The organism is Micromonospora sp. L31 (assembly GCF_052068075.1).
Classification (GTDB): Bacteria; Actinomycetota; Actinomycetes; order Mycobacteriales; family Micromonosporaceae; genus Micromonospora; species Micromonospora purpureochromogenes.
Genome location: NZ_JBQHDC010000004.1, coordinates 276277 through 296143, shown reverse-complemented (window position 1 = coordinate 296143; position 19867 = coordinate 276277). Strand labels below are relative to the sequence as shown.

Sequence of the window (19867 nt, the reverse complement as noted above, 5' to 3'; positions counted from 1 at the left end):
CCAGCGTCGGCGTCCCGCACCGCCCGACGCAGCGGCGTCGCATCGTGTCCGGGCCGCGTGTCCGGCCCGTTGAGTGAGCTGCCGAAACGTCGTGACCTCAAGATCGATCGCGGTGTGGTGCGGCTCGATCCGCTCGAACCTGCCCGCAAAACGAGGCGAGTACCTTGTCCGCGGCCCTGTCCCGTCCGGCGGCGTCTACGCTGTTACCGAGAAGGGCGGATCATGATCGTTACATGGTGCCGGGCAGTGACTCCTTCCTTGTCCGGGGTCGGCCGATGAGCGCAATCGCATTCCTCAACATCGCCATGCACGGGCACATCAATCCGACGCTGCCGATCGTGGCCGAGCTTGTTCGTCGTGGCCACTCCGTCACCTACCACACGACGCCCGCCTACTCAGAAAAGATCGCCGCCACCGGCGCGCGAGTGCTCCTCTATTCCGGGGATGACATACCGCTTTCCGGCCCGCCAACGCCGGTCACGCTGATGGAACAGCTCGCGCGCACCGCCGTACGCGTGCTGCCCGCCGTCCTCGCCGATCTGCGCGGCACCCCGCCCGATCTGATCGTGCACGACTCCGCCTGCCTGTGGGGGCCGGTGGCCGCCCGGGAACTCGACGTGCCGGCAGCGTCGTCGTTCACCACGTTCGCGTTCAACCGGCACGTGCCCAGCCCCACCCGCGGCTCCTGGGAGTTGCTCGCCGCGGCGGCGGCCCTGCCCCGCCCCGCCGGGGGGTACCTGAGGTCGCGCTGGGAGCTGCGCCGCCGGTACGACACGCGTGCGGTACCCCCGGTCGACCTGGCGAACATCCGTCAGCCGCTCAACCTGGTCTACACCTCGCGGGCGTTCCACCCCGAGGCCGACAGCTTCGACCAGTCCTACCGGTTCGTCGGACCGAGCATCGGCGCCCGCCCAGCCGACTCGTCGTTCCCGGTCGACCGGCTGCGGGACCCGGTGCTCTACGCCTCGCTGGGCACGGTGTTCGGCGCCGACCCCCGGCTACTGCGCAGCTTTGCCGACGCGCTCGCCCCGCTGGATGGCACCGTGATCGTCGCCACCGGACCCACCGATCCCGCCGCGCTCGGTCCGCTGCCGGCCAACGTGATCGCCCACCGCTCCGTACCGCAGCTGGAGGTGCTGTCCCGCGCAGCGCTGTTCATCACTCACGGCGGGGTGAACAGCGTCAACGAGGCTCTGTACGCCGGCGTCCCGATGCTGGTGGTCCCGCAGGGCGCTGACCAGTCGTTGGTGGCTTCCCGCGTCGTCGAGCTCGATGCCGGCCTCGCGATCCGCACCGAGGACGTCAACGTGGAGGTTGTGCGCGCCCTCGCCCAGCGCCTGCTCGACGAGCCCCGATTCCGGGCCGCCGCGAGCACCCTGCGGGTCGCCCAGCGCGAGGCAGGCGGCTATTCGCGCGCCGCCGACGAACTCCAGCGCTATGTGCAGCAGACCGGCCGGGTCACTCAGCCGGTCTCTGCCGATCTGCCACCGCAGGGCTGACCGATGTCCCCCCTCGTCGCCATCCTGCTGCTGTTCGCCGGGCTGTCCGAGGCCGCCGGGCGTCTCGTGCCCGTGGTGGCACGCCTGTCTGGCGTGTCACGTACCAGGGTCATCGGGTTGATGCTGGCCGGCGCCGTGGTCGACGGCGCGGTATTCGCGCTCTGGCCACTGTCCGCGTGGACCGTTGCCGAGCTGCTGCTGCCCACCGCACCGTCCGAGGAGGCCGCGCTGGTCTGGACACCAGCCCTGGCCGCCCCGCTGCTGCTTGCCGCAGTCCTCGCGTTCCCGCTGCTCGGGCCGCTGCTGCACGTGGTCCTCATGGTGGGAGTGGGGAGCGGCCTCGCCACTGCGCTCGCCACAGCGGCCGGGCTCGGCTGGTGGGACGCCGCCGGTTGCGTAGCCCTCGCGGGATTCGGGCTTGGCGTCGCGGTCGAGGGCGTCCGCCGCCTGGTCGTGCGGCTCAACAGGCCAAGAGCACCGGAGCCGCTCACATGATCGAGTTTGCGCTCCTGCTGCTGCTGGGCGCGATCGGACCGGTCCTTATCGCCGAAGCTCTGCTCGCCCGCTACGAGGTGCTGGTGTATGCCGCAGGCTGGCGGGATCCCACCGTCGCACGCCCCAAGGGCATGCCCCCCGCCCGGGGCGCGGAGCCGGACCGCCCCCCGGACGCATACCTGGTCTATCTGGACGGTATCGGGAAACGCCGCTTCCACGACACCCGCGACGGCGGCCGACTGGTCAAGTCCCTGATCGACGGGGCGCCGGAGCTCAGGGTGCTGGGCCAGGTGCAGCCCTACTCCCCGCTGGCCCTTCCGCTGGCCGACCGGCCGGTGTGGGTATGGCTGCGTCGCCACATCGGGCTGGTGCTGTTCCTGCACAACGTGATGCAGATCTTCGTCGCCGCCGACCGCCGGTACCGTCCCCTGTACAACCGTGCCGTCGGCTCGCAGATCGCCGCTCAGCTCCGGCTCGCCGGTTACCGGCGTGACAGCGGGATCCCCGTGGTGATGCTCAGTTACAGCGGCGGCGCCCAGGTCGCCACCGGCGCGGTGGACGAATTGTGGTCCCAGCTGCGCTCCCCGCTCTGGCTGATCACTCTGGGCGGGTTCCACAACGGGGCCAACGACATCAGTCACGCCCAGCACCTCGACCGGCTCACCAGTGCCGGCGACCGGATCGAGCGAGTCAGCACCTGGATGTTCCCGCAGCGGTGGCGGCTGTTCCGGTGGAGCGGTTGGAACCGGGCTGACCGGGAAGGGAAGATCACCGTGCATCTGCTCGACCCGGCCACCCACGTCGGTCCGCTCAGCTACATCAGCCCGGAGGCCCGGCTACCCGATGGCCGCAGTTACCTCGACCGCACCGCCGACACCGTGATCGCGCTGATCCGGGACCGCCTCAGCGCGACTGCGAAAACCGACGACCCGTAGTCTCGGTCGTCATCTGGCGGCTCTCCCTCGATCGGTCGATCAGCCGTTGTTCGTACGGTCGCGGTATTCCGCTCGTAGATCGTCATTGGCCGTGTGTGGCGCGCATTCACGGGTAAAGCGCTGCATGCGTCAACAGGTGCCACGGCGCCGAGACCTGAAGCGGAGTCCCGGCTCGCGCTGGGAACGGCTCGTGCGGGCGGGTGGACGGGGCGCCGCCGAGGACCGGCTCGTCCAACGACTCAAGGTGCGAGAGCGGGCGGTCCGGGTGTACGGCGGCGGCATCGTGGCCCTACAGGCGGGCATCGCCGCGGTAACCGCCTGGCTGCTGTCGCACGAACTGACCGGCAATGCCAGTCCCGTGTTCGCTCCGCTCGCTGCGGTCGGGACTCTGGCCGTGTCCGTGGGGCAACGGGTACGGCGGATCGTCGAGCTGGTCGTGGGTGTGGCGCTGGGGGTGCTTGTTGGCGATGCGCTGCTGTCTTTCATAGGCACCGGGCCCTGGCAGCTTGGCCTGGTTGTCGTCATGTCGATTCTCGCAGCCTTCGCACTCAGCAGTCGGGCGGCGGTGGTGATCCAGACGGCGAGCACCGCGGTACTGATCACCACGTTGAGCCCGCAGGCCCCGAACGTGGAGCTTTCCCGGTTCGTTGACGCGCTGCTCGGCGGTGGTGTCGCACTGGCCACGGCGATCCTCTTGCCGGTCAACCCGTTGAGAGTCGTCAGGCGTGCCGCGGGACCGGCGCTGCGCACGCTGGTCGAACAGCTGACGGAAACGGCAGCGGCGTTGTGCGAGCGTGACATCGAGCGGGCGATCCGTGCCCGGGACCGACTGCGCGGTAACCAGGAGGAACTTCGGGTACTGCGGGAGGCGGTGGCGGGCGCGCGGGAGGTCACCCGGCTGTCTCCGTTGTCATGGCGGCACCGGCACGGCGTGCTCAGTCACTACGCCCGAACCGCCGAGCCGTTGGAGCGGGCGATGGGCAACAGCGGGACGATGATCCGTCGAGCTGTCACTGCCATTGAGGACAAGGAGCCAGTCCCGGCAGCGATGATCGACGCGGTTCTCGCTCTTGCCGGGACGGTGCGGATACTTCGGGACGAGTTTGCGGCTCGACGTGAGCCGCACGATGCGCGGGCGAAAGCCCTGCAAGCCGTTCAACACGCCGGCGCAGCGTACGGGGATGACATTGGTTTCTCCGGGACCGTCGTCCTCGCCCAGATACGCACCACGGCCAGCGACCTGCTCGTCGCGTCCGGCCTCTCGCAGGCGGAAGCCAACAGGCGGGTCCGGTGCGCCTTCGGCAGGCTGCCGGATCCGTCGCAACAAGCTCGGCGAAGCGGGCCTACGGCCATAGCGCCGATCATCCGCGCCTGACGCCGGATGCGTCGGCCGGGCGGCTCTGATCCGGCAGCCGGGGCGTCGAATTCATCGTCCGGCCGGTGGGTCGGCCGGATGGGGCCCTGGGTCCATCGGCTTGCGGAGGCGCTCGACCAGATCGCGCGCCGCCTCGATGTACGGCTCGTCGGACTCGCGGGGCCCGTGTCCCTTGATCGGTGGGGGGACGCTGTCGCTGGGTGGGACGACTACGTCGCTCGGGTCTCGGAGGCGGCGGTCCACCGTCGCCGCCGGGCCGGTGACGGTGGGCGACTCGTCCGGCCGGTGGGCGGAGAAGATCCATCCGCCGATCGGGTCGGTGTCGCGCCACAGGTTGAGCCATCGCCAGCTGACTCGGCCACCCACTTCGTTCAGCATGTCGTCGTCGACGTAGGCGGGGAAGAGCCGGGCGTAGATCCGCCGCAGTGGTGAGCCATAGGTGAGTAGGGCGACCCGGTCGCTGACGTGCGGCGGCAGTTGGAGAACGGCAGCGGTGACCAGCACGGAGCCGTGGCTGTACCCGGCGAACAGGACGGCGTTGCCGCTTTCGACCAGGTAGGTGATGCGTCGTACCAGCTCGGGCACGGCCCGTTCGGCGTAGCAGGGCGGCGCGAAGGGGTGGGCGGCGCGAGGCCAGAAGGTGGCCAGGTCCCAGAGAACGCCGACGTGGCGCCGGAACCCGGCGGTCCGGTAGGCGAAGATTCCGCCGATGACCAGACTGAGCATGGTCGCCGCGATCAGGTAGCTGCCCATCCCGATGCCGAAGTTGACCAGGCCGGCCGGCACTCCTGCATACCGCTCGATCGCGTCGCCTGGATACAGCCCGAGCAGGTCCAGTGCGGTGGTTGCCGCGCTGAGTCCGGCGAGGCAGGCGTAGACCACGGCCAGCGGTATCAGCTGTTCGGTGAACCGGGCCCGGACGATCGCCTGCTGCACCTGCCGCAGCCGGGGTGCGGCCTCCGGCGGCGGGTCCGGGAAGTCGCGTGCGACGATCGCGGCCGCCGCGCGGGAGCGGTCGCGTCGGGAGATCAGGGTCACCACGCTGGCGACGACCAGCGTGATCAGCGCCGCCCGGAAGAAGCCGTAGATCGCCCAGGCGTACGCAGCTGGTGGGCGGGGGACCAGGTCTGGTGGGGTCGATGCGGTGCGGTCCAGGTAGTCGGCCACCCGGCGGACGAGTTCGGCGGAGAACGCCACCGCGAGACCGGCGGCCGCCGCCGCGGTCGCCAGCGCGCCCAGTCCGAGTAGCGGTGGGTGACCCGGCCGTCGGTCCGGCCGCCACAGCAGCGCGGCGGCCAGGGCGGCCAGCAGCCCGGCATGAGCGACGAACAGCCAGGTGAGGGTCGAGCCGTAGCCGGGCAGGCCACCCCCCTCCTGCCAGCGTGTGGGGCTGGTCAGGACATGGGCGCAGACCGCGACGGTGAGACCGACGGCGATCGTCCGCAGCAGGCGGGCGGCACCGTCGAGCCGCCGGTTCGTGGGGGCCCGGTCGATCAGCGGGGGCGTGCAGAGCAGGGCTACACAGGTGGCCAGGACACCTCCCGTTGCCACTGCCAACACGACGGTGATGGCCGAGGCGCCCTGTGCGGCCCGGGCGGCGAGCAGGCTGCCGTCCAGCGTTGCGAACGCCGCAGCGATGTGGACCGAGCGCAGCCGTCCCACCAGTGGCTCGGCGTCCCACTGGCCGACGGTGCTGAGCGGATGTCCGGACACCGTGCTGTCCGGCGCGCGGAACGCCTGAAACGACCGTCCCGGGCGCGTGCTGGCCCACCAGATCAGGCCGATGGCGGCGGCCGGCACCAGCGCGAGCACCGCCAGCCGCAACCCGGTGGGCCGTTCACCCAGCCAGGACAGCCAGCTACGACCAGACAGGCAGGCCGAGGAGGACATGCACTGCCAGGCGACGAGGTCCAGCGCGACGCCGACGGCGGCAAGCACGTAGAGGGCGGTCAGGGTGAGGCCCAGCACCCGGCACAGAGATCTGACCACCGCGTCGGAAGCCGAATGTCCCGGGCGCATCCAGATCGCCACGTTGAGCAGCAGGAACGGCAGCAGGAACAGCAGCGAGAGGGTCCGAACCGCGGTGCCGGAGGGCAGGTCACTCCACCGGTACGCCTCCAGGGTCGCCCCACTCGGGCCGCTGACCTCCGAGTAGCCGGGTCGTGGCCGGTAGAAGCCCGCGCTGCGATCCCCCGCGACCTGCTGCACGTTCGGTCGGTCCAACACCTGGGCGGCACCTGCGGCGGCGATCCCGTGGACCCGCAACTCCACCACGTTGTTCGGCGTTGCCGGCCCGCTCACTCGCGCTGGTCCTTCTGCCATCGACCCTCCGAGACATCTCGGCAGCCCCACCGCAGTGGCGGGCTGAGGATGGTCCGGCCGGCCGAGTGGAAGGCGGATCTACCCCACCCGACGGGCTCTAACCCCGGGACGCGGGACCGGCCGGCAAGGTCGGCATCTCCCGGGGTACGCGCGTGAGCCGTGCTCGCACAAGGAGTGGATGTGGGTCAGGAACCCGCACGTGAATCCGGCGGCGTCCGGGCGGATGACGAGTACAAGTACCAGGGCGGGCGAAAATTCCGATATAGGATGTTTGTGAAGGTATGTAGGGGGAAGGGCGGTAGGAGTTCGTGCTAGCCGGCACAGATAGGCAACAGGGTGAGGTTGGTCTGCAGGCGGCCCTGTCAGGCCCGCCAGCCACCCGGCGGGCACGTCGGCGAATCGTCGCGGTGCTGGCGCTGGCGCTGGCGGTGTTCCTCCCCCTGGTCGCGCATGTTCTCGAGCTCAGGTCGCACCGGGGAGCCGCTCCGCCCGTGATCCACACGTTCCATGTCAGCCCGACCGGGGACGACGCCCGCGACGGCTCCTCGCCCGCCACCGCGTGGCGATCGCTGGACAAGGCCGCCGCCTTCGCCTTCAAGCCGGGAGACAAACTCCTGTTCGAAGGGGGTGCGCACTTTCGTGGGAGCCTGACCTTCGGGCCCGGAGAGGCGGGTGACGCGGCACATCCGGTCGTCGTCGGCACCTACGGCGCCGGCCGTGCCACGATCGACGCCATCGGCGGCGCGGGGATCAGGGTGCACAACACGGCCGGCATCGAGATCCGCGACTTGGTGATCGTCGGCGGCGGGGCGGACAACCGGACCACCGGCGGGATCGAGCTCTACTCCGACGTGACCGACGGCCGGACACTCGACCACGTGCATATCACCGGGGTCGAGGTGAGCGGATTCAAGAACGGAATCCAGATTGCCGCCGGCCCGAGATCCACCGGCTTTCGTGGCGTACGGATCCGTGCTGCCAACCTGCACGGAAACACGGAGAACGGACTGGTCAGCTTCGGGCCTCGCTTCGATGCCGCGGCGCCGCGCTACGCGCACGAAGATGTTGTCGTGTCCGAGGTCGAGGCGCACCACAACCCGGGAGACCCGACCAATCACTTCAATAACACGGGCAGCGGAATCGCGCTCGGAAGTGTGCGGGGCGGGCGCATCGAGCGGTCCACTGCGCACGACAACGGGTCGTTGGCTGCGGCGCCCGAAGGGCCGGTCGGCATTTGGACCTATGATTCGACCGCTGTGGTCATGGAGCGCAACGTCTCATTCCGCAACCACACGGCCGGCCAGAAGGACGGCGGTGGCTTCGACATGGACCAGAACGTCTCCTCGTCGGTCCTGCAGTACAACCTGTCCTACGACAACGACGGCGCCGGGTATCTGCTCTACAGCGGACAGTCCAATACCGCGCACACCGACAACGTCGTCCGTTTCAACCTCAGCATCAACGACGCCCGCAAGCTGCCGGAGTACGCGGGTATCCACCTGGCCGGGTCCGTCAGCAACGCCGAGGTCTACCACAACACCGTGGTGATGGAGGCGAAGGACTGGGCCCCCGCGGCCATCCGTCTGCAGAAGTTCTTTGGTGGCCTGTCCAACGTCGTCCTGCGCAACAACCTGATCGTCTCGGGTGGGACCAACCTCGTGCTCGCCGATGAGTTCTCGACGGCCGACGTCCTGCTGCAGGGCAACAACTACTTCGCCGAATCGGGAAGCTGGGCCGTTTCGTGGGCTGGCGCGTCCTACGCCAATCTGGAAGATTGGCGCGCGGCGAGCGGGCAGGAACGCCTCGGGGCGAGGGTCGGCGGATCGAGCGCAGACCCGGGTTTCGGGAGGGCTGGTCGCGCCGGCTCGCCGGCCCAACGGGCGAAAGCGCTCACGCCGCACCGCGATTCGCCGCTGGCCGGCCGCGCCCTCAAACTCCGGTCGCTCTTCGATGTCGATCCGGGACCGGTGGACTTCCTGGGCCGGCCGCTCGTCGGGGCCGGCACCGTCGGGGCCATCCAGCCCGCCACCTGAGCGACGTCTCGCCACTGCGTGGACACCGTTGTCGACGGCGCCTGCGGTCGGCCCATGGTGGCGGTCGGGACACGACGTCGGTCAGGCCTGGCCCCTTGTGATGGTCGCGGGTTGAGGCCGCCGGGAGCACCTGGCAGGCTCCTGCCCCATGATCGACGACTTCGCGAAGACGCATCTGCACAGCGACCTGCGTGAGGTTCGCGAGGCGATCCTCTGGAAGCTCGACGGGCTCGGCGAGTACGACGTCCGCCGCCCCCTGACCGCGACCGGCACGAATCTTCTCGGCCTGGTCAAGCACCTGTCGGTCTGGGAGGCCAGGTACTTCGGCGAGGTCTTCGGGCGGCCGTTCCCCGAACCGCTGGGTCGCTGGGACGACGCCGAGGCGCGCGGCAGCGACATGTGGGCGACCGAGCACGAGACGCGCGAGGAGGTCATCGACCGCTACCGTCGCGTGTGGGAGCACTCAGACGCGACGATCATCGCCCTGGACATCGACTCGCCCGGCTACGTGCCCTGGTGGCCGCGTCCACAGGTCACACTGTTCGCCATCCTGGTCCACGTGCTCACCGAGACGAACCGGCACGCCGGACATGCCGACATCCTGCGCGAACAACTCGACGGTTTGACCGGGACAGCAGCCCGATACGCCGACCGGCAGCCCGACGCGGCCTTCTGGGAGGCCAGACGCGCGCAGATCGAGCGGGCCGCCAAGGCAGCCGGTCCTACCATTTTGCCTGAGGCGCGGTCGTAAGCCGGTGATCGTCGCCGTCGAGCGTCAACGATGGTCGGGTGCAGGTGATCTCGGCATCGCGTCCGCATCGAGCGATCGCGCCGTCGGGATGGCGGCCGGCCTCGTCAGGTCGTCGTCGAATCCGGCGGGATTCAGCAGCTGGAAGCGCCACGCGTCCCGGCACATCGCGGCGAGGTTCCGGGTCGTGCGCCAGCCCCACTTCCGGGCCGCCGCGCCAGGGTCGGCAACCAGTCTGGCCACGTCACCTTGCCGCCGTTCGACGATGTCGTACGGCAGGGACTTTCCACAGGTCGCGCTGACCGCCCGGACGAGCTCCAGGACCGACGTCCCCACGCCGGTGCCGAGATTGAGGGTCTCCAGTCCCGTCACCTCGTCGAGGCGCTCCAGTGCGATGCGGTGCGCCTGGGCGACGTCCATGACATGGATGTAGTCGCGCACCGCCGTACCGTCCGCGGTGGCGTAGTCGCGGCCGAAGATGCTCAGCCGTTCGAGCCTGCCGATTGCGACCTGCATCAGATAGGGCATCACGTTCTGCGGGATGCCGCGGGGGTCCTCGCCGAGCAGCCCGCTGGGATGTGCGCCGACCGGGTTGAAGTATCGCAGCGCATAGGCCGCCAGCTCCGGGTGCTGCCGGCAGGCGTCGGCGATGATCTGTTCGCACATCCATTTCGATCTGGCGTACGGGTTCGTCGGCCGTGGCGGGGCCTGCTCGTCGATCGGAATCCGGGTCGCCTCCCCATAGATGGAACACGATGAGGAGAAGACCAGGCGGTGCACGCCGTTTTCCCGCATGCTTCGCAGCAGGCTCGTCGTGCCACCGACGTTCGTGTCGTAGTAGTCGACGGGAATCCACACCGATTCGCCGACCGCCTTCCTCCCGGCGAAGTGGATGACCGCATCGATGGGGTTCGCCGCAAAGATCGCCGAGATCGCCCGACGATCACGTACGTCGGCCTCGTAGACGCTCAGCAGAGGGCGGCCCGCCACCTTCTCGACCCGGCTCGGCGCCGCCGGTGAGCTGTTGGAGTAGTTGTCGACAATGCACACCTCGTAGCCGTGCTCGAGCAACTCCACGCAGGTGTGGCTCCCGATGAAGCCGGCGCCGCCGGTCACCAGGACAGTCTTCAAACCAGACATGAGAAATTCCTTCCTGTGCGTCCGCGCAGCGGGGCGTTTATCGGATATGGAGCAGCACTGCGGCGTAGGAGTAGCCGGCGATGGCCGCCGCGAGCGGGAGGAGCGCCACCACGCCGACCAGCAGGGGTCCGGCGGCGGTCGGGACGGCTGACCACACGCGCAGCCCGGCGGCCCGGGCTGCCTCCACCACATGCAGAGCGGGTACGGCGAGGCCTGCCGCCGCGTAGCAGAGGGCGCCGAGGATGCAGAGGAAGACGTACCCCGGGGTGTGTGCCGACCGCTCGCCGAGCAGGGCCGCCGCGGACAGCACCACGGTGATCGCCGCATAGGGCAGGACGAGTCGGGTGGGGAGTCGTTCCAGGCCGGTGCGCGCCTTGGGGGTGACCTTGAAGGAGACCTGCCTGGGCCGGGCGTTGAGCCGCGTCGCGGCCAGCACGCCCCACACGACGTACGGCCAGCGGGTCAGGGCGAACAGGACACCTTCCCAGCTCAGGACGGGCACGGATCGGGGGCGCAACAGCCCGCGCCGGCGGAGCAGCAAGGTCAGTAGGGGCAGCCACAGTGATACGGCGGCCAGGCGGGCCAGGAATTCCAGATAGTTGACGTTGACCCACGGCAGCCCGGTGACCGCGGCGAACGGGGGCAGGGCGAGGCCGACGACGGTCGCGATCGCCAGTAGCGGGTAGTAGGACAGCTGGAACGCGAAGCGCAGCCGCAACGCGGCGCCCATCCGCCGCAGGTGATCCGGCGCGAGGTCGTAGCGCAGCATGGTGAGGCTGCGCGACCACTGGAACTCCTGGATCAGCATATCGGCGACCGTGAGCGGGCCGTCGCCGTGCGCCTCGGCGTCGATGGCGAAGGCACCCTGCCAGCCGGCGGAGGTGAGCAGGAACGTCGTGGAGAAGTCCTCGGCCAGTTCGGGGCCGAGACCGCCGATTTCCCGCAGCGCCTGCGTCCGTACGGCGTAGTGCGAGCCGATGCACAGGGGAGCCAGGCCGCGGTTGTGGCCCAGCTGCACCGGGCCGTGATAGGTCGCCTCGCGGTGCAGTCGTCCCCGCGCCGACCACGAGTTCGCGCTGTTGGCGTCACAGACGCTCGGTGCGGCGACGTAGCCGATGGCGGGATCGGCGAACGGTCGCGTGATCGCGGCGAGATAGGTCGGTTGGGGCACGTGGTCGCAGTCGAGCTGGGCGACCACGTCGTAGTCCCGGTAACCCCAGTGGTCGTAGAAGTAGGCGAGGTTGCCTTCCTTGCAGCGGGTACGGCGAGGCCAGGTGGCCCGGTGGTAGGCGGCGACGCCACGTCGACTGGACACCCCGACCCCGTTCGCGGCGCACCATCGCAAGGCCTGCTCGGACGGGTCCTCGTCGCAGAGCCAGACGTCGTAGGGGTAGGGAAACTGCTGGGCCAGCATCGCCGTGAGGGTGCGGTGGGCGAGCGACCAGGGTTCTGACGGTGCGCGGGTCACCACGAAGGCCACCCGCAGCCGAGGCACCCCGAGCGCGGGATTGACCTGCCGCAATCGCGAGACGGCGAGGAGGTAGTAGGCGGGCAGCGCGGTCAGGTACAGCAGCAGCAGACTGTTCAGGGCCAGTCCCGCCCAGCCGACGCGGTGCGCGGGTTGCCACCACCACAACCAGAAGGCCACGAAGGAGGTCGCCCAGCCGGCGGTCAGCCCGGCGACGGCCACCCGGTCGTGCCAACGCAGGGCCGATACGAAGGTGGCTGCCCGGGTGGCGCGCAGGTACCGGAAGGGCGTGAAGGTCGGTCCACCGGGCCCGGCGCGGAGGACGCGGCCGCCCGAGAGATCCCGGATCTCGGTTTCGAGTGTCTCGGGTGCTGGCCGAGCCGGAGCGCTCATGCCGCGGTCCGTGCCCGCTGCCCGGCCCAGGTCTCCGGCGGTCTTCCCGATCGCCGGACGTCCTCGCCGAGACGGTAGCGCCGACCGGAGTGTTCCGTACCGGATGCGTCCGCCCGGCGACGCCCGCCGGCTCGCCGATTCCCCGAAGTCTGCACGTGCACTTGCGGTCCCCGTATCAAGATCGATGATTGTCGATGCGATGGCGCTCAGTCGTCCCGGTTCTGTCCGGCAGGGGGATCATCGGTCAGCGCGAAACCGACTAAAGCGATGCTAGTAGCAGCAATCCCGCGAAACTGAGGATCTGCACATAAGGGGCAAAGTGGGATGCCCAAACGCGAGCCGCCTTGCCGCGGGCCTCGGTCAGTAGAGGCCGCGCTCGCGGGCCGCGAGGCGGGTGAGACCCAGTAACGCGTCCAGGTGCGGGGTGGGCGCGCCGGTCAGCCCGCCGATCTCACGGACGGCGGTGACCAGGGCGTCCAGCTCGATGCTGCGACCAGCCTCGGCGTCTTGGAGCATGGAGGTCTTGAAGGCGCCGAGCCGTCTGGTGGCCTCCGTGCGCTCCGCGATGCTCTGCGAGATCGGGCAGCCGATCCGCACACCGATCTCGGCCGCCTCCGTCATGACCCGCTGTACGAACGTGTTGACCAGCGCGTCGTCGAGGATGCGGTCGGCGGTGGCGCCGGTCAGCGCGGAGATCGGGTTCATGGTCATGTTGCCCCAGAGCTTGAACCAGACGTCCCGCTGGATCGACTCCGAAACCGTCACCGTGAACCCGCCGCCGCGCAGCAGGGCGGCCACCGCCGCCGCCCGGGCGGACGCCACGCCCGACGGCTCGCCGATGACCAGCTCGTCACCCGCGGTGTGCACGGCGTGCCCGGGCCGGAGGGTGCGGGCGGCGAGGTAGACCACGCAGCCGATCACCTGCTCAGGTGGCAGCGCCTTCGAGACGACGCCGCCAGGATCGACCGCGTCCAGGCCGGTGCCGGCCAGTGGACCGCCGAAGTCGTGGAAGAACCACCACGGCACCCCGTTCAGCGCCGGGACCAGCACGGTCTCCGGGGTGAGCAGCGGCGCCAGCGCGGGCGCGAGCGCGGGCAGGTGGTGCGCCTTCACCGCGAGGATCACGACGTCCTGCGGGCCCAGTGCCGCGGCGTCGTCGGTGGCCGCGGCCACCGGGGCGGCCTGCGGCCCGCCGTCGCGCGGGCTCAACAACCAGCCGTGGGTACGCAGCGAGGCCAGCGTGTCGTTCCTGGCCAGGGCCGACGCGGGGAGCCCGGCCAGGGCCAGGCGCGCGCCGATCACCCCGCCGACCGCGCCCGCCCCGACCACGCAGACCTTTCGCACGGAGCCGAAACTACACCTCAGTGGAGGCATGCCGTCGTACCTGCCGCCGACCGGCAGAAGTATTGACGTACTTGCATGTGTCAATTGAGTTCGTGTATGAAGGTGCAAAGGCACGTCCGGATGCTGGTTCCGGGGGAGGAGCGACGATGAAACATGCCCTGCGCCGCCTGCGAACGGCGGCGGTCGCGCTCGGCGCCTGCACACTTGGGCTGAGCCTGCTGTCAGTACCCGCCGCTGAGGCGTACTCGGTGCGACCTGTCGCACCGCATTCCGAGCGGGCACCCGAATCGGATCAGTTCTCGGCCGAGGGCGTCACCACGGTCGGTGAACTCCGCACCGTCGACGGCTCCCTGTCCTATGCCCGGGGCGGCCGGACGCAGATCATTCGGCACCCCGGCGCGGCGTACGTCAAGGTGCACTTCAGTGCACTGCGACTGGCCCACGGCGACCACGTCACCGTGTCGAGCCCTGACGGCGAGGAGAGCTACCGATACGACCGCTACCTGAACCGGGCGACCGGCTCGGACTACACCACCGACGGGCAGCCGGGCTTCTGGGCGATGTCGGTGGAGGGTGACACCGCGGTGGTGACGCTGCACAGCAGCGGCCGCTCCCGTGGCAGCGCCGCCACCATCGACCGGTTCTGGCGCGGCTACGACCGCACGGAGATCGCGCAGCACAACTTCTCCACGCAGTCCGTCTGCAGCACCGACGCTCGCCGCGATGTGGTCTGCTACCAGAGCAGCCACCCCAGCGAGTACGCCCGCGGCAACGCGGTGGCGCGGCTGCTGATCAGCGGCGGTGGGCTGTGCACCACCTGGCGGGTCGGCAACACCAACCGCATGCTGACCAACAAGCACTGCTTCTCGACGCAGTCCGCCGTCAGCGGCAGCGAGATGCAGTTCAACTACCAGTGCGCCACCTGCGGCGGCGCGAACCCTGGGCCCGGCACCAAGGTGAGCGGCGCCACCCTCTACAAGGTGAGCTCGGGCGGCTCCGGCGAACTGGACTACACCCTGTACTCGGTGAACAACTTCACCACCATCCAGAGCTTCGGCACGCTGTACCTGGCGACGACCGCCACCAGCACCGGCGCGCGGATGTACATCCCGGGGCACGGTGACGGCAGCCCGAAGCGACTGTCGATCTACGAGAACACCCAGGGTGGCACGACGTGCACCGTGCGGAACGCGAACTACAACACCTGGAACATCAGCTACAGCTGTGACACCTCTGGCGGCAACTCGGGCTCGCCGGTGCTGAACGCCAGCCACCGGGTGATCGCCCTGCACCACCTGGGCGGCTGTCCGTCGAACCAGGGCGCGAAGGCGCACCTGATCTACAACCAGATCGCCAGCCTGATCGACAACGGCTGACGACTGCTGACAACGACGGGCCGTTGGGGTGCGATCCGCGCCCCAGCGGCCCATCGGCGTGCTGTACCTGCACGCCACCACAGCCGGCGCGGGCCACGGGGCATAGCTGCGATCCGGGAGATCTGCGCGCTCGCAAGGGCCGAGCCGCGGGCGGGCAGGTTCCCCAGCACCGTCGGTAGATTGACAGCGCATAGACGTAGTGATATCTGTTAATAAGGTTATCTAATGCGTCACGGCGGTAACCGGGACCGTCCGACGCGGCGCAGGCCACCAACCGGAGGGCGGTAGCACCGCACCCCCCATCCGAGGAGAGCCCATGCTTCGCAAGCGGACAGTCGCCCACCTTTCAGCGGCTCTGCTGGTATCCACCGCGACGGTTGGCTACGGCCTGTCGTCGGCCAGCGCCGCGTCGGCCGGGCCGATCACCGGCCTCGGGGGGAAGTGCGTCGACGTGGCCGGCGCCAACCCGGCCAACGGCACGCCGGTCCAGCTCTGGGACTGCAACGGCACCGCGGCCCAGGCATGGACGGTCGGCAATGCCGACGGCTCGATCCGCGCGCTCGGCAAGTGCCTGGACGTCACGGCCGCGTCGACCGCCGACGGCGCCAAAGTGCAGCTGTACGACTGCAACGGCGCCGGCGCCCAGAAGTGGGCCGCCAGCAACGGCGCGCTGGTCAACACCGGCTCGGGCAAGTGCCTCGACACCACGGACTGGAGCACGGCCAACGGCACCCGGTTGCAGATCTGGAGTTGCTCCGGCAACGCCAACCAGCGGTGGGTCCTGCCCGGCGGCGGTGCCACGCCCAGCCCGTCCGCCCCGGCCGGCGCCCCCCTCGACGACCCGGCGAAGAAGGACGTCGCCATGCAGCTCGTCTCGGCGGCGGAGAACTCCTCCCTCGACTGGCGCGCGCAGTTCTCCTACATCGAGGACATCGGCGACGGGCGGGGCTACACCGCCGGCATCATCGGTTTCTGCTCCGGCACGGGCGACATGCTCGCACTGGTGGAGGCTTACACGAGGACCAAGCCCGGCAACGTGTTGGCCGGGTACCTGCCGGCCCTGCGCGCCGTCAACGGCACCGACTCGCACGCCGGCCTCGACCCGTACTTCCCCCGCGACTGGCGGACCGCCGCCGCGGACCCGGTGTTCCGGGTCGCGCAGGAGGCCGAGCGGGACCGGGTGTACTTCAACCCGTCGGTACGCGACGGCAAGGCCGACGGCGTACGGGCGCTCGGGCAGTTCGCCTACTACGACGCGGCGGTGATGCACGGCTATGAGGGCATGCGAGGGATCCGCAGCCGTGCCCTCACCCGAGCGAAGCCGCCGGCGCAGGGCGGCGACGAGCGGACCTGGCTGAACGCCTTTCTTGATGAGCGGGTCACCGAGATGAGGAAGGAGCCGGCTCACTCGGACACCTCCCGCGTCGACACCGCCCAGCGGGTCTTTCTCAACAACGGCAACTTCAACCTGAACACGCCGCTGGTTTTCGCCGTCTACGGCGACCAGTACCGCATCGGCTGACGCCCTCCCGGTCGCGATGGGGTAGGTCGTTCCCTGTCACGCCTGCCCGCCGGGCCCGCGCCGACGGCCGGCGGGCCGGTCGCGCTCCCGCGCCGGGGGAGTGGCGTCACCGGCCGCGCCCGGATCGGCACTCCCGCGGTCACCATGACCCGCATGTCGTCCACGCCCGGGGCGGCCGGAACAGGGGGCGTGGTAGACATTCCGCGTGGTGGAGGTGAGCCAGCCCGGCGAGCGCGGCGTCGACGACGCGGTCCTGGACGCTGCCCGGGACTGTGTCCTCGCCTACGGGGTGCGGCGCACGACGCTGACGGACGTGGCGCGACGTGCCGGGGTCTCGCGGATGACGGTCTACCGGCGCTGGCCCGACGTGCAGTCGCTGATCGGGGACCTGATGAGCCGGGAGTGGCATCAGGTGCTGATGGAGGCCGCGGACGACGGGCGCGCGGGCTCGGCCCGGTCGCGCCTGGTCTCGCGGGTGGTGGCGGCGGCCCGGGTGCTGCGGAGTCACCCGTTGCTGTGCAAGATTCGCGACGTCGATCCGGAGGTGCTGCTGCCGTACCTGCTCGACCGGCGCGGCAACGGCCAGGACGAGATGCTGCGGTTTCTCGTGGCGGCGCTGGTCGATGGCCATCAGGACGGCTCGGTCCGCGCCGACGATGCCGAGGTGCTGGCCCGCATGGTCTACCTGACCACGCAGTCCTTCGTACTGTCCCTCCGCACGGTCGCCGATGACGTGCCGGTCGCCGAGTTCGACCGGGAGCTGGCCCGGCTGGTCGACGGCTACCTGCGGCCGGACTAGGGCTGCCTGGAAGTCGCCGTATCCGCGGTACCTAGCGCCGTGACCAAGAAGGTTTGAGGTGTTGGGGTCAGGCTGCTCGTGCGGCGGGTTGGCCCCAGCGGCGTTGTCGTTCGCTGCGGACGCGGGCTCGTTCGCGGCGTTGGGCGGCCAGGACTTCGGGGTGGCGGGCGTTGGCGTTGCGCCAGCGTAGGTAGGCGTGCAGTTTCCGGGCCCGAACCGGGTGGTTCGGGTGGCTCGAGCCGGCGATCACGAAGGTCCGTAGCGGCCCGAACTGGGCTTCGATCGGGTTGGCCCAGGACGCATACGTCGGGGTGAAGCACAGTTCGATTTTGTTGCGGGCCGCCCAGGCGCGGATGGGTTTGCCCTTGTGCGCGGACAGGTTGTCCAGGATGACGTAGATCGGTGCCCCGTCCGGCCGGGCCCGGCGGATGGACTTGAGCGCCGCCAGGGTGTTCGCGGCGCTCTTGCGCCGGTGCACGACGCCCCAGAGCTGGTCGTCGCCAACGCTGTAGCAGCCGTGGAACTGCCGCACGCCGTGCAGCTTGTGATAGTTCGCCGGTAGCCGGTCGGGATGCCCGGCAGGCGCCCATCCGGCCCTGCCGTGCGGGCGGATGGCGAGCGGGCCAAACTCGTCGAATGCGAACGCCCGCTGCGAAAAATGGCTGCTCACATACTCGATGCGGGCGAGTTTGGCGTCCCGGTCCGGGTCGGTGGACTCCTTCCACGTCTTGGTCCGCTGGAAGGTGATGCCGTGCCGCTGCAGGATCTGCCGCAGCCGTTCACGCCCGATCACGATCGGACGGGCCGGCTGCATGGTGAGGTAGTCGGCGAGCTTGCGGATACTCTACCGGGTGAACGGCCGCCCCAACGCTTCGGGGCGGGCCGTGGCCGTCGTGACGATGAACTGCTCGTCATCCGTGCTGATCTGGCGGGGACGGCCACCCGCCCACCGAGGGTCCAGGCAGGTCATGCCCATCTCGTTGAACCGGTGGATGACCTGCCGGATCGTGTCCTCGTCGGCCCGTACTAGGCGGGCAATGGCCGGGACGGTGTTGCCGCCGGCCGAGGCGAGCACGATCATGGCCCGCCGTGATCGGATCGGTGAGCCGGTGCCCCGGCGGGTGATGCGCAGCAGCTGCTGACCTTCCTGATCGGTCAGCCGCCGTACGCGTACAGGATCTGCTACCAGCACAGCCTGAACGCCACAACGCCACCCGGCCGACAGCCCGGGCGTGTCATCCAACACCATGAACGTTGTTTGGTCACGGCACTAGCGTCCTGCCGTCGTCGGACTGGCGCCGCGAGAGCTTGGTGTGCTCGTCGGCGTCGTCGCACGGCGTGACGCGCCCAGCGCCACCGCGAAAGCCACGGACGCGACGGTCATCAGGACGATCGGAGGAGCAGGCAGCAGCAGCAGCGCCGTGGCCAGCAGCGCGAGGGACAGCGCGAGCATGAGGGCGACTTGCGCCTGCTCTGCGGCCCGGCCGTGACGAGTCATGAGCAGAATCGACACACCCCAGGCCACCAGCAGAACGGACATCGCGACGCTGAAGCCCTGCATGAGGTCGGCGACGCTGTGGCTCGGGGTCATCGGGAAGCGCGCCTGCTCCATCTGGCGCGCGACAGCGAGCATGTCACCCGTGGACGGCATGAGGCTCGCCAGGGTGACATGACCGGTCCCGGTCAGCACGAAGGCCCACCCACCGACGCGCACTGCCGTCCTCTGGCGACGGCCAACCTTGTCTTTAATGATCATCAACTCGCCCCTCTGCGTAACGACTCTACAGATGTCGAGCCGACTCTACTGTTGTAGAGTGAGGCCATGTCAACTGAGCGACTGTCAGCGATCGCAGACGCGGGACTGCGGTTGATCGCGCGAGAAGGGCTTCGCGGCCTGACGCACCGGGCAGTCGACGCCGAGGCCGGGCTGCCGGTCGGATCGACCAGCTACTACTTCCGCAAGCGCGACGACCTCGTGACAGCGTGCGTCCGGCGCCTAGTCGAGATCGACCTGCTCGAGATTGCGGCTACCGGCATCGCCGATCGCGTGATGACCGCCGAACAGCTCGCGGACATGGGCGCCGACCTGATGTGGCACTGGATCACCGTTGACGCGCACCGCCACCTCGCCCGCTACGAGCTGCTCCTGCACTCGCGCCGGCGCCCGGAGCTGGCGGCGGAACTGGTCGACGCAGGAGACAGGCTGAGGGTGGCCATTGCTGCCATGCTCCAGACGCAGAACTGCGCCCAGCCGGCATCAACCGCCGCATGGTTCGTGAGCTGCATCGACGGTGTGGTGCTGGACCAGCTGACCGGGCCGGGCCAACGTCGGATGTCCCGGTCCGACCTGCGCGCTTTTGCGATGGCCCTCGTCCGCGCAGCGCTCGCCGACCCCGACGACAGCTGAAGGTACGGGAC

The 19867-nt window shown here is 69.7% G+C and carries 15 protein-coding genes and 1 pseudogene; 10 read left to right on the top strand and 6 right to left on the bottom strand.

Going from position 1 to position 19867, the window contains the following annotated elements; genetic code table 11:
- Positions 1-164 precede the first annotated feature (164 nt).
- The 4 genes from ACTMS9_RS14100 to ACTMS9_RS14085 all read left to right on the top strand — a co-directional run bounded on the left by ACTMS9_RS14100 (position 165) and on the right by ACTMS9_RS14085 (position 4304).
- On the top strand, positions 165-1499 hold the full coding sequence (locus ACTMS9_RS14100) for a macrolide family glycosyltransferase (protein WP_441165125.1): 1335 nt from the start codon (positions 165-167) through the stop codon (positions 1497-1499).
- Positions 1500-1502: 3 nt separating this feature from the next.
- A complete protein-coding gene (locus tag ACTMS9_RS14095) occupies positions 1503-1994 on the top strand; it encodes a hypothetical protein (protein WP_441146429.1) in 492 nt (163 codons plus the stop codon).
- Entirely contained in the window at positions 1991-2929 is a 939-nt protein-coding gene (locus ACTMS9_RS14090; protein ID WP_441146427.1) for a hypothetical protein, read from the top strand. The genes ACTMS9_RS14095 and ACTMS9_RS14090 overlap by 4 nt, the downstream gene beginning before the upstream one ends.
- A gap of 124 nt (positions 2930-3053) precedes the next feature.
- Positions 3054-4304 (top strand): FUSC family protein, encoded by a 1251-nt coding sequence (locus ACTMS9_RS14085; protein WP_441146425.1) that lies wholly within the window; start codon positions 3054-3056, stop codon positions 4302-4304.
- 51 nt (positions 4305-4355) lie between these two features.
- Here the strand turns inward: ACTMS9_RS14085 and ACTMS9_RS14080 are convergent, their stop codons facing one another.
- Positions 4356-6605, bottom strand: coding sequence for a hypothetical protein (locus ACTMS9_RS14080; RefSeq protein ID WP_441146423.1), 2250 nt, complete (start codon positions 6603-6605; stop codon positions 4356-4358).
- Between the two features lie 428 nt (positions 6606-7033).
- On the opposite strand from ACTMS9_RS14080, the gene ACTMS9_RS14075 reads away from it, so the two are divergent.
- Positions 7034-8659 (top strand): right-handed parallel beta-helix repeat-containing protein, encoded by a 1626-nt coding sequence (locus tag ACTMS9_RS14075; protein WP_441165124.1) that lies wholly within the window; start codon positions 7034-7036, stop codon positions 8657-8659.
- A 148-nt stretch (positions 8660-8807) separates the two neighbouring features.
- Positions 8808-9410 (top strand): DinB family protein, encoded by a 603-nt coding sequence (locus ACTMS9_RS14070; protein ID WP_441165123.1) that lies wholly within the window; start codon positions 8808-8810, stop codon positions 9408-9410.
- 24 nt (positions 9411-9434) lie between these two features.
- Here the strand turns inward: ACTMS9_RS14070 and galE are convergent, their stop codons facing one another.
- The 3 genes from galE to ACTMS9_RS14055 form a co-directional block, all read right to left on the bottom strand.
- Positions 9435-10547: a UDP-glucose 4-epimerase GalE gene (gene galE, locus ACTMS9_RS14065; protein WP_441165122.1), complete on the bottom strand. Its 1113-nt coding sequence runs from the start codon at positions 10545-10547 to the stop codon at positions 9435-9437.
- Positions 10548-10584: 37 nt separating this feature from the next.
- The gene (locus tag ACTMS9_RS14060) at positions 10585-12408 is read right to left on the bottom strand and encodes a glycosyltransferase (protein WP_441165121.1); all 1824 of its coding nucleotides are present in this window, start codon (positions 12406-12408) and stop codon (positions 10585-10587) included.
- A 360-nt stretch (positions 12409-12768) separates the two neighbouring features.
- Positions 12769-13752 carry a 2-dehydropantoate 2-reductase gene (locus ACTMS9_RS14055; protein ID WP_441165120.1) on the bottom strand — a complete coding sequence of 328 codons (984 nt, stop codon included), beginning with the start codon at positions 13750-13752 and terminating at the stop codon, positions 12769-12771.
- A 146-nt stretch (positions 13753-13898) separates the two neighbouring features.
- On the opposite strand from ACTMS9_RS14055, the gene ACTMS9_RS14050 reads away from it, so the two are divergent.
- From ACTMS9_RS14050 to ACTMS9_RS14040, 3 genes are all read left to right on the top strand, one after another.
- The gene (locus tag ACTMS9_RS14050; protein WP_441146412.1) at positions 13899-15128 is read left to right on the top strand and encodes a trypsin-like serine peptidase; all 1230 of its coding nucleotides are present in this window, start codon (positions 13899-13901) and stop codon (positions 15126-15128) included.
- Between the two features lie 316 nt (positions 15129-15444).
- Positions 15445-16650 (top strand): chitosanase, encoded by a 1206-nt coding sequence (locus ACTMS9_RS14045; RefSeq protein WP_441165119.1) that lies wholly within the window; start codon positions 15445-15447, stop codon positions 16648-16650.
- Between the two features lie 205 nt (positions 16651-16855).
- Positions 16856-17449, top strand: coding sequence for a TetR/AcrR family transcriptional regulator (locus tag ACTMS9_RS14040; RefSeq protein WP_441146408.1), 594 nt, complete (start codon positions 16856-16858; stop codon positions 17447-17449).
- A 67-nt stretch (positions 17450-17516) separates the two neighbouring features.
- Here the strand turns inward: ACTMS9_RS14040 and ACTMS9_RS14035 are convergent.
- Together ACTMS9_RS14035 and ACTMS9_RS14030 are read right to left on the bottom strand one after the other, a co-directional pair.
- Positions 17517-18641, bottom strand: a pseudogene (locus ACTMS9_RS14035) (IS630 family transposase).
- 78 nt (positions 18642-18719) lie between these two features.
- On the bottom strand, positions 18720-19205 hold the full coding sequence (locus ACTMS9_RS14030; protein WP_441146406.1) for an LIC_13387 family protein: 486 nt from the start codon (positions 19203-19205) through the stop codon (positions 18720-18722).
- Positions 19206-19271: 66 nt separating this feature from the next.
- Between ACTMS9_RS14030 and ACTMS9_RS14025 the strand changes: the two genes are divergently transcribed.
- A complete protein-coding gene (locus tag ACTMS9_RS14025) occupies positions 19272-19856 on the top strand; it encodes a TetR/AcrR family transcriptional regulator (protein WP_441146404.1) in 585 nt (194 codons plus the stop codon).
- The last annotated feature ends 11 nt before the right edge of the window (positions 19857-19867 follow it).

What these genes read in the sequence shown, in the direction of transcription:
- ACTMS9_RS14060 (WP_441165121.1), bottom strand. Translation starts at nt 12,408, where the DNA reads ATGAGCGCTCCGGCTCGGCCAGCACCCGAGACACTCGAAACCGAGATC.
- ACTMS9_RS14085 (WP_441146425.1), top strand. Translation starts at nt 3,054, where the DNA reads ATGCGTCAACAGGTGCCACGGCGCCGAGACCTGAAGCGGAGTCCCGGC.
- ACTMS9_RS14050 (WP_441146412.1), top strand. Translation starts at nt 13,899, where the DNA reads ATGAAACATGCCCTGCGCCGCCTGCGAACGGCGGCGGTCGCGCTCGGC.
- ACTMS9_RS14090 (WP_441146427.1), top strand. Translation starts at nt 1,991, where the DNA reads ATGATCGAGTTTGCGCTCCTGCTGCTGCTGGGCGCGATCGGACCGGTC.
- ACTMS9_RS14025 (WP_441146404.1), top strand. Translation starts at nt 19,272, where the DNA reads ATGTCAACTGAGCGACTGTCAGCGATCGCAGACGCGGGACTGCGGTTG.
- ACTMS9_RS14045 (WP_441165119.1), top strand. Translation starts at nt 15,445, where the DNA reads ATGCTTCGCAAGCGGACAGTCGCCCACCTTTCAGCGGCTCTGCTGGTA.
- ACTMS9_RS14030 (WP_441146406.1), bottom strand. Translation starts at nt 19,205, where the DNA reads ATGATCATTAAAGACAAGGTTGGCCGTCGCCAGAGGACGGCAGTGCGC.
- ACTMS9_RS14070 (WP_441165123.1), top strand. Translation starts at nt 8,808, where the DNA reads ATGATCGACGACTTCGCGAAGACGCATCTGCACAGCGACCTGCGTGAG.
- galE (WP_441165122.1), bottom strand. Translation starts at nt 10,547, where the DNA reads ATGTCTGGTTTGAAGACTGTCCTGGTGACCGGCGGCGCCGGCTTCATC.
- ACTMS9_RS14095 (WP_441146429.1), top strand. Translation starts at nt 1,503, where the DNA reads ATGTCCCCCCTCGTCGCCATCCTGCTGCTGTTCGCCGGGCTGTCCGAG.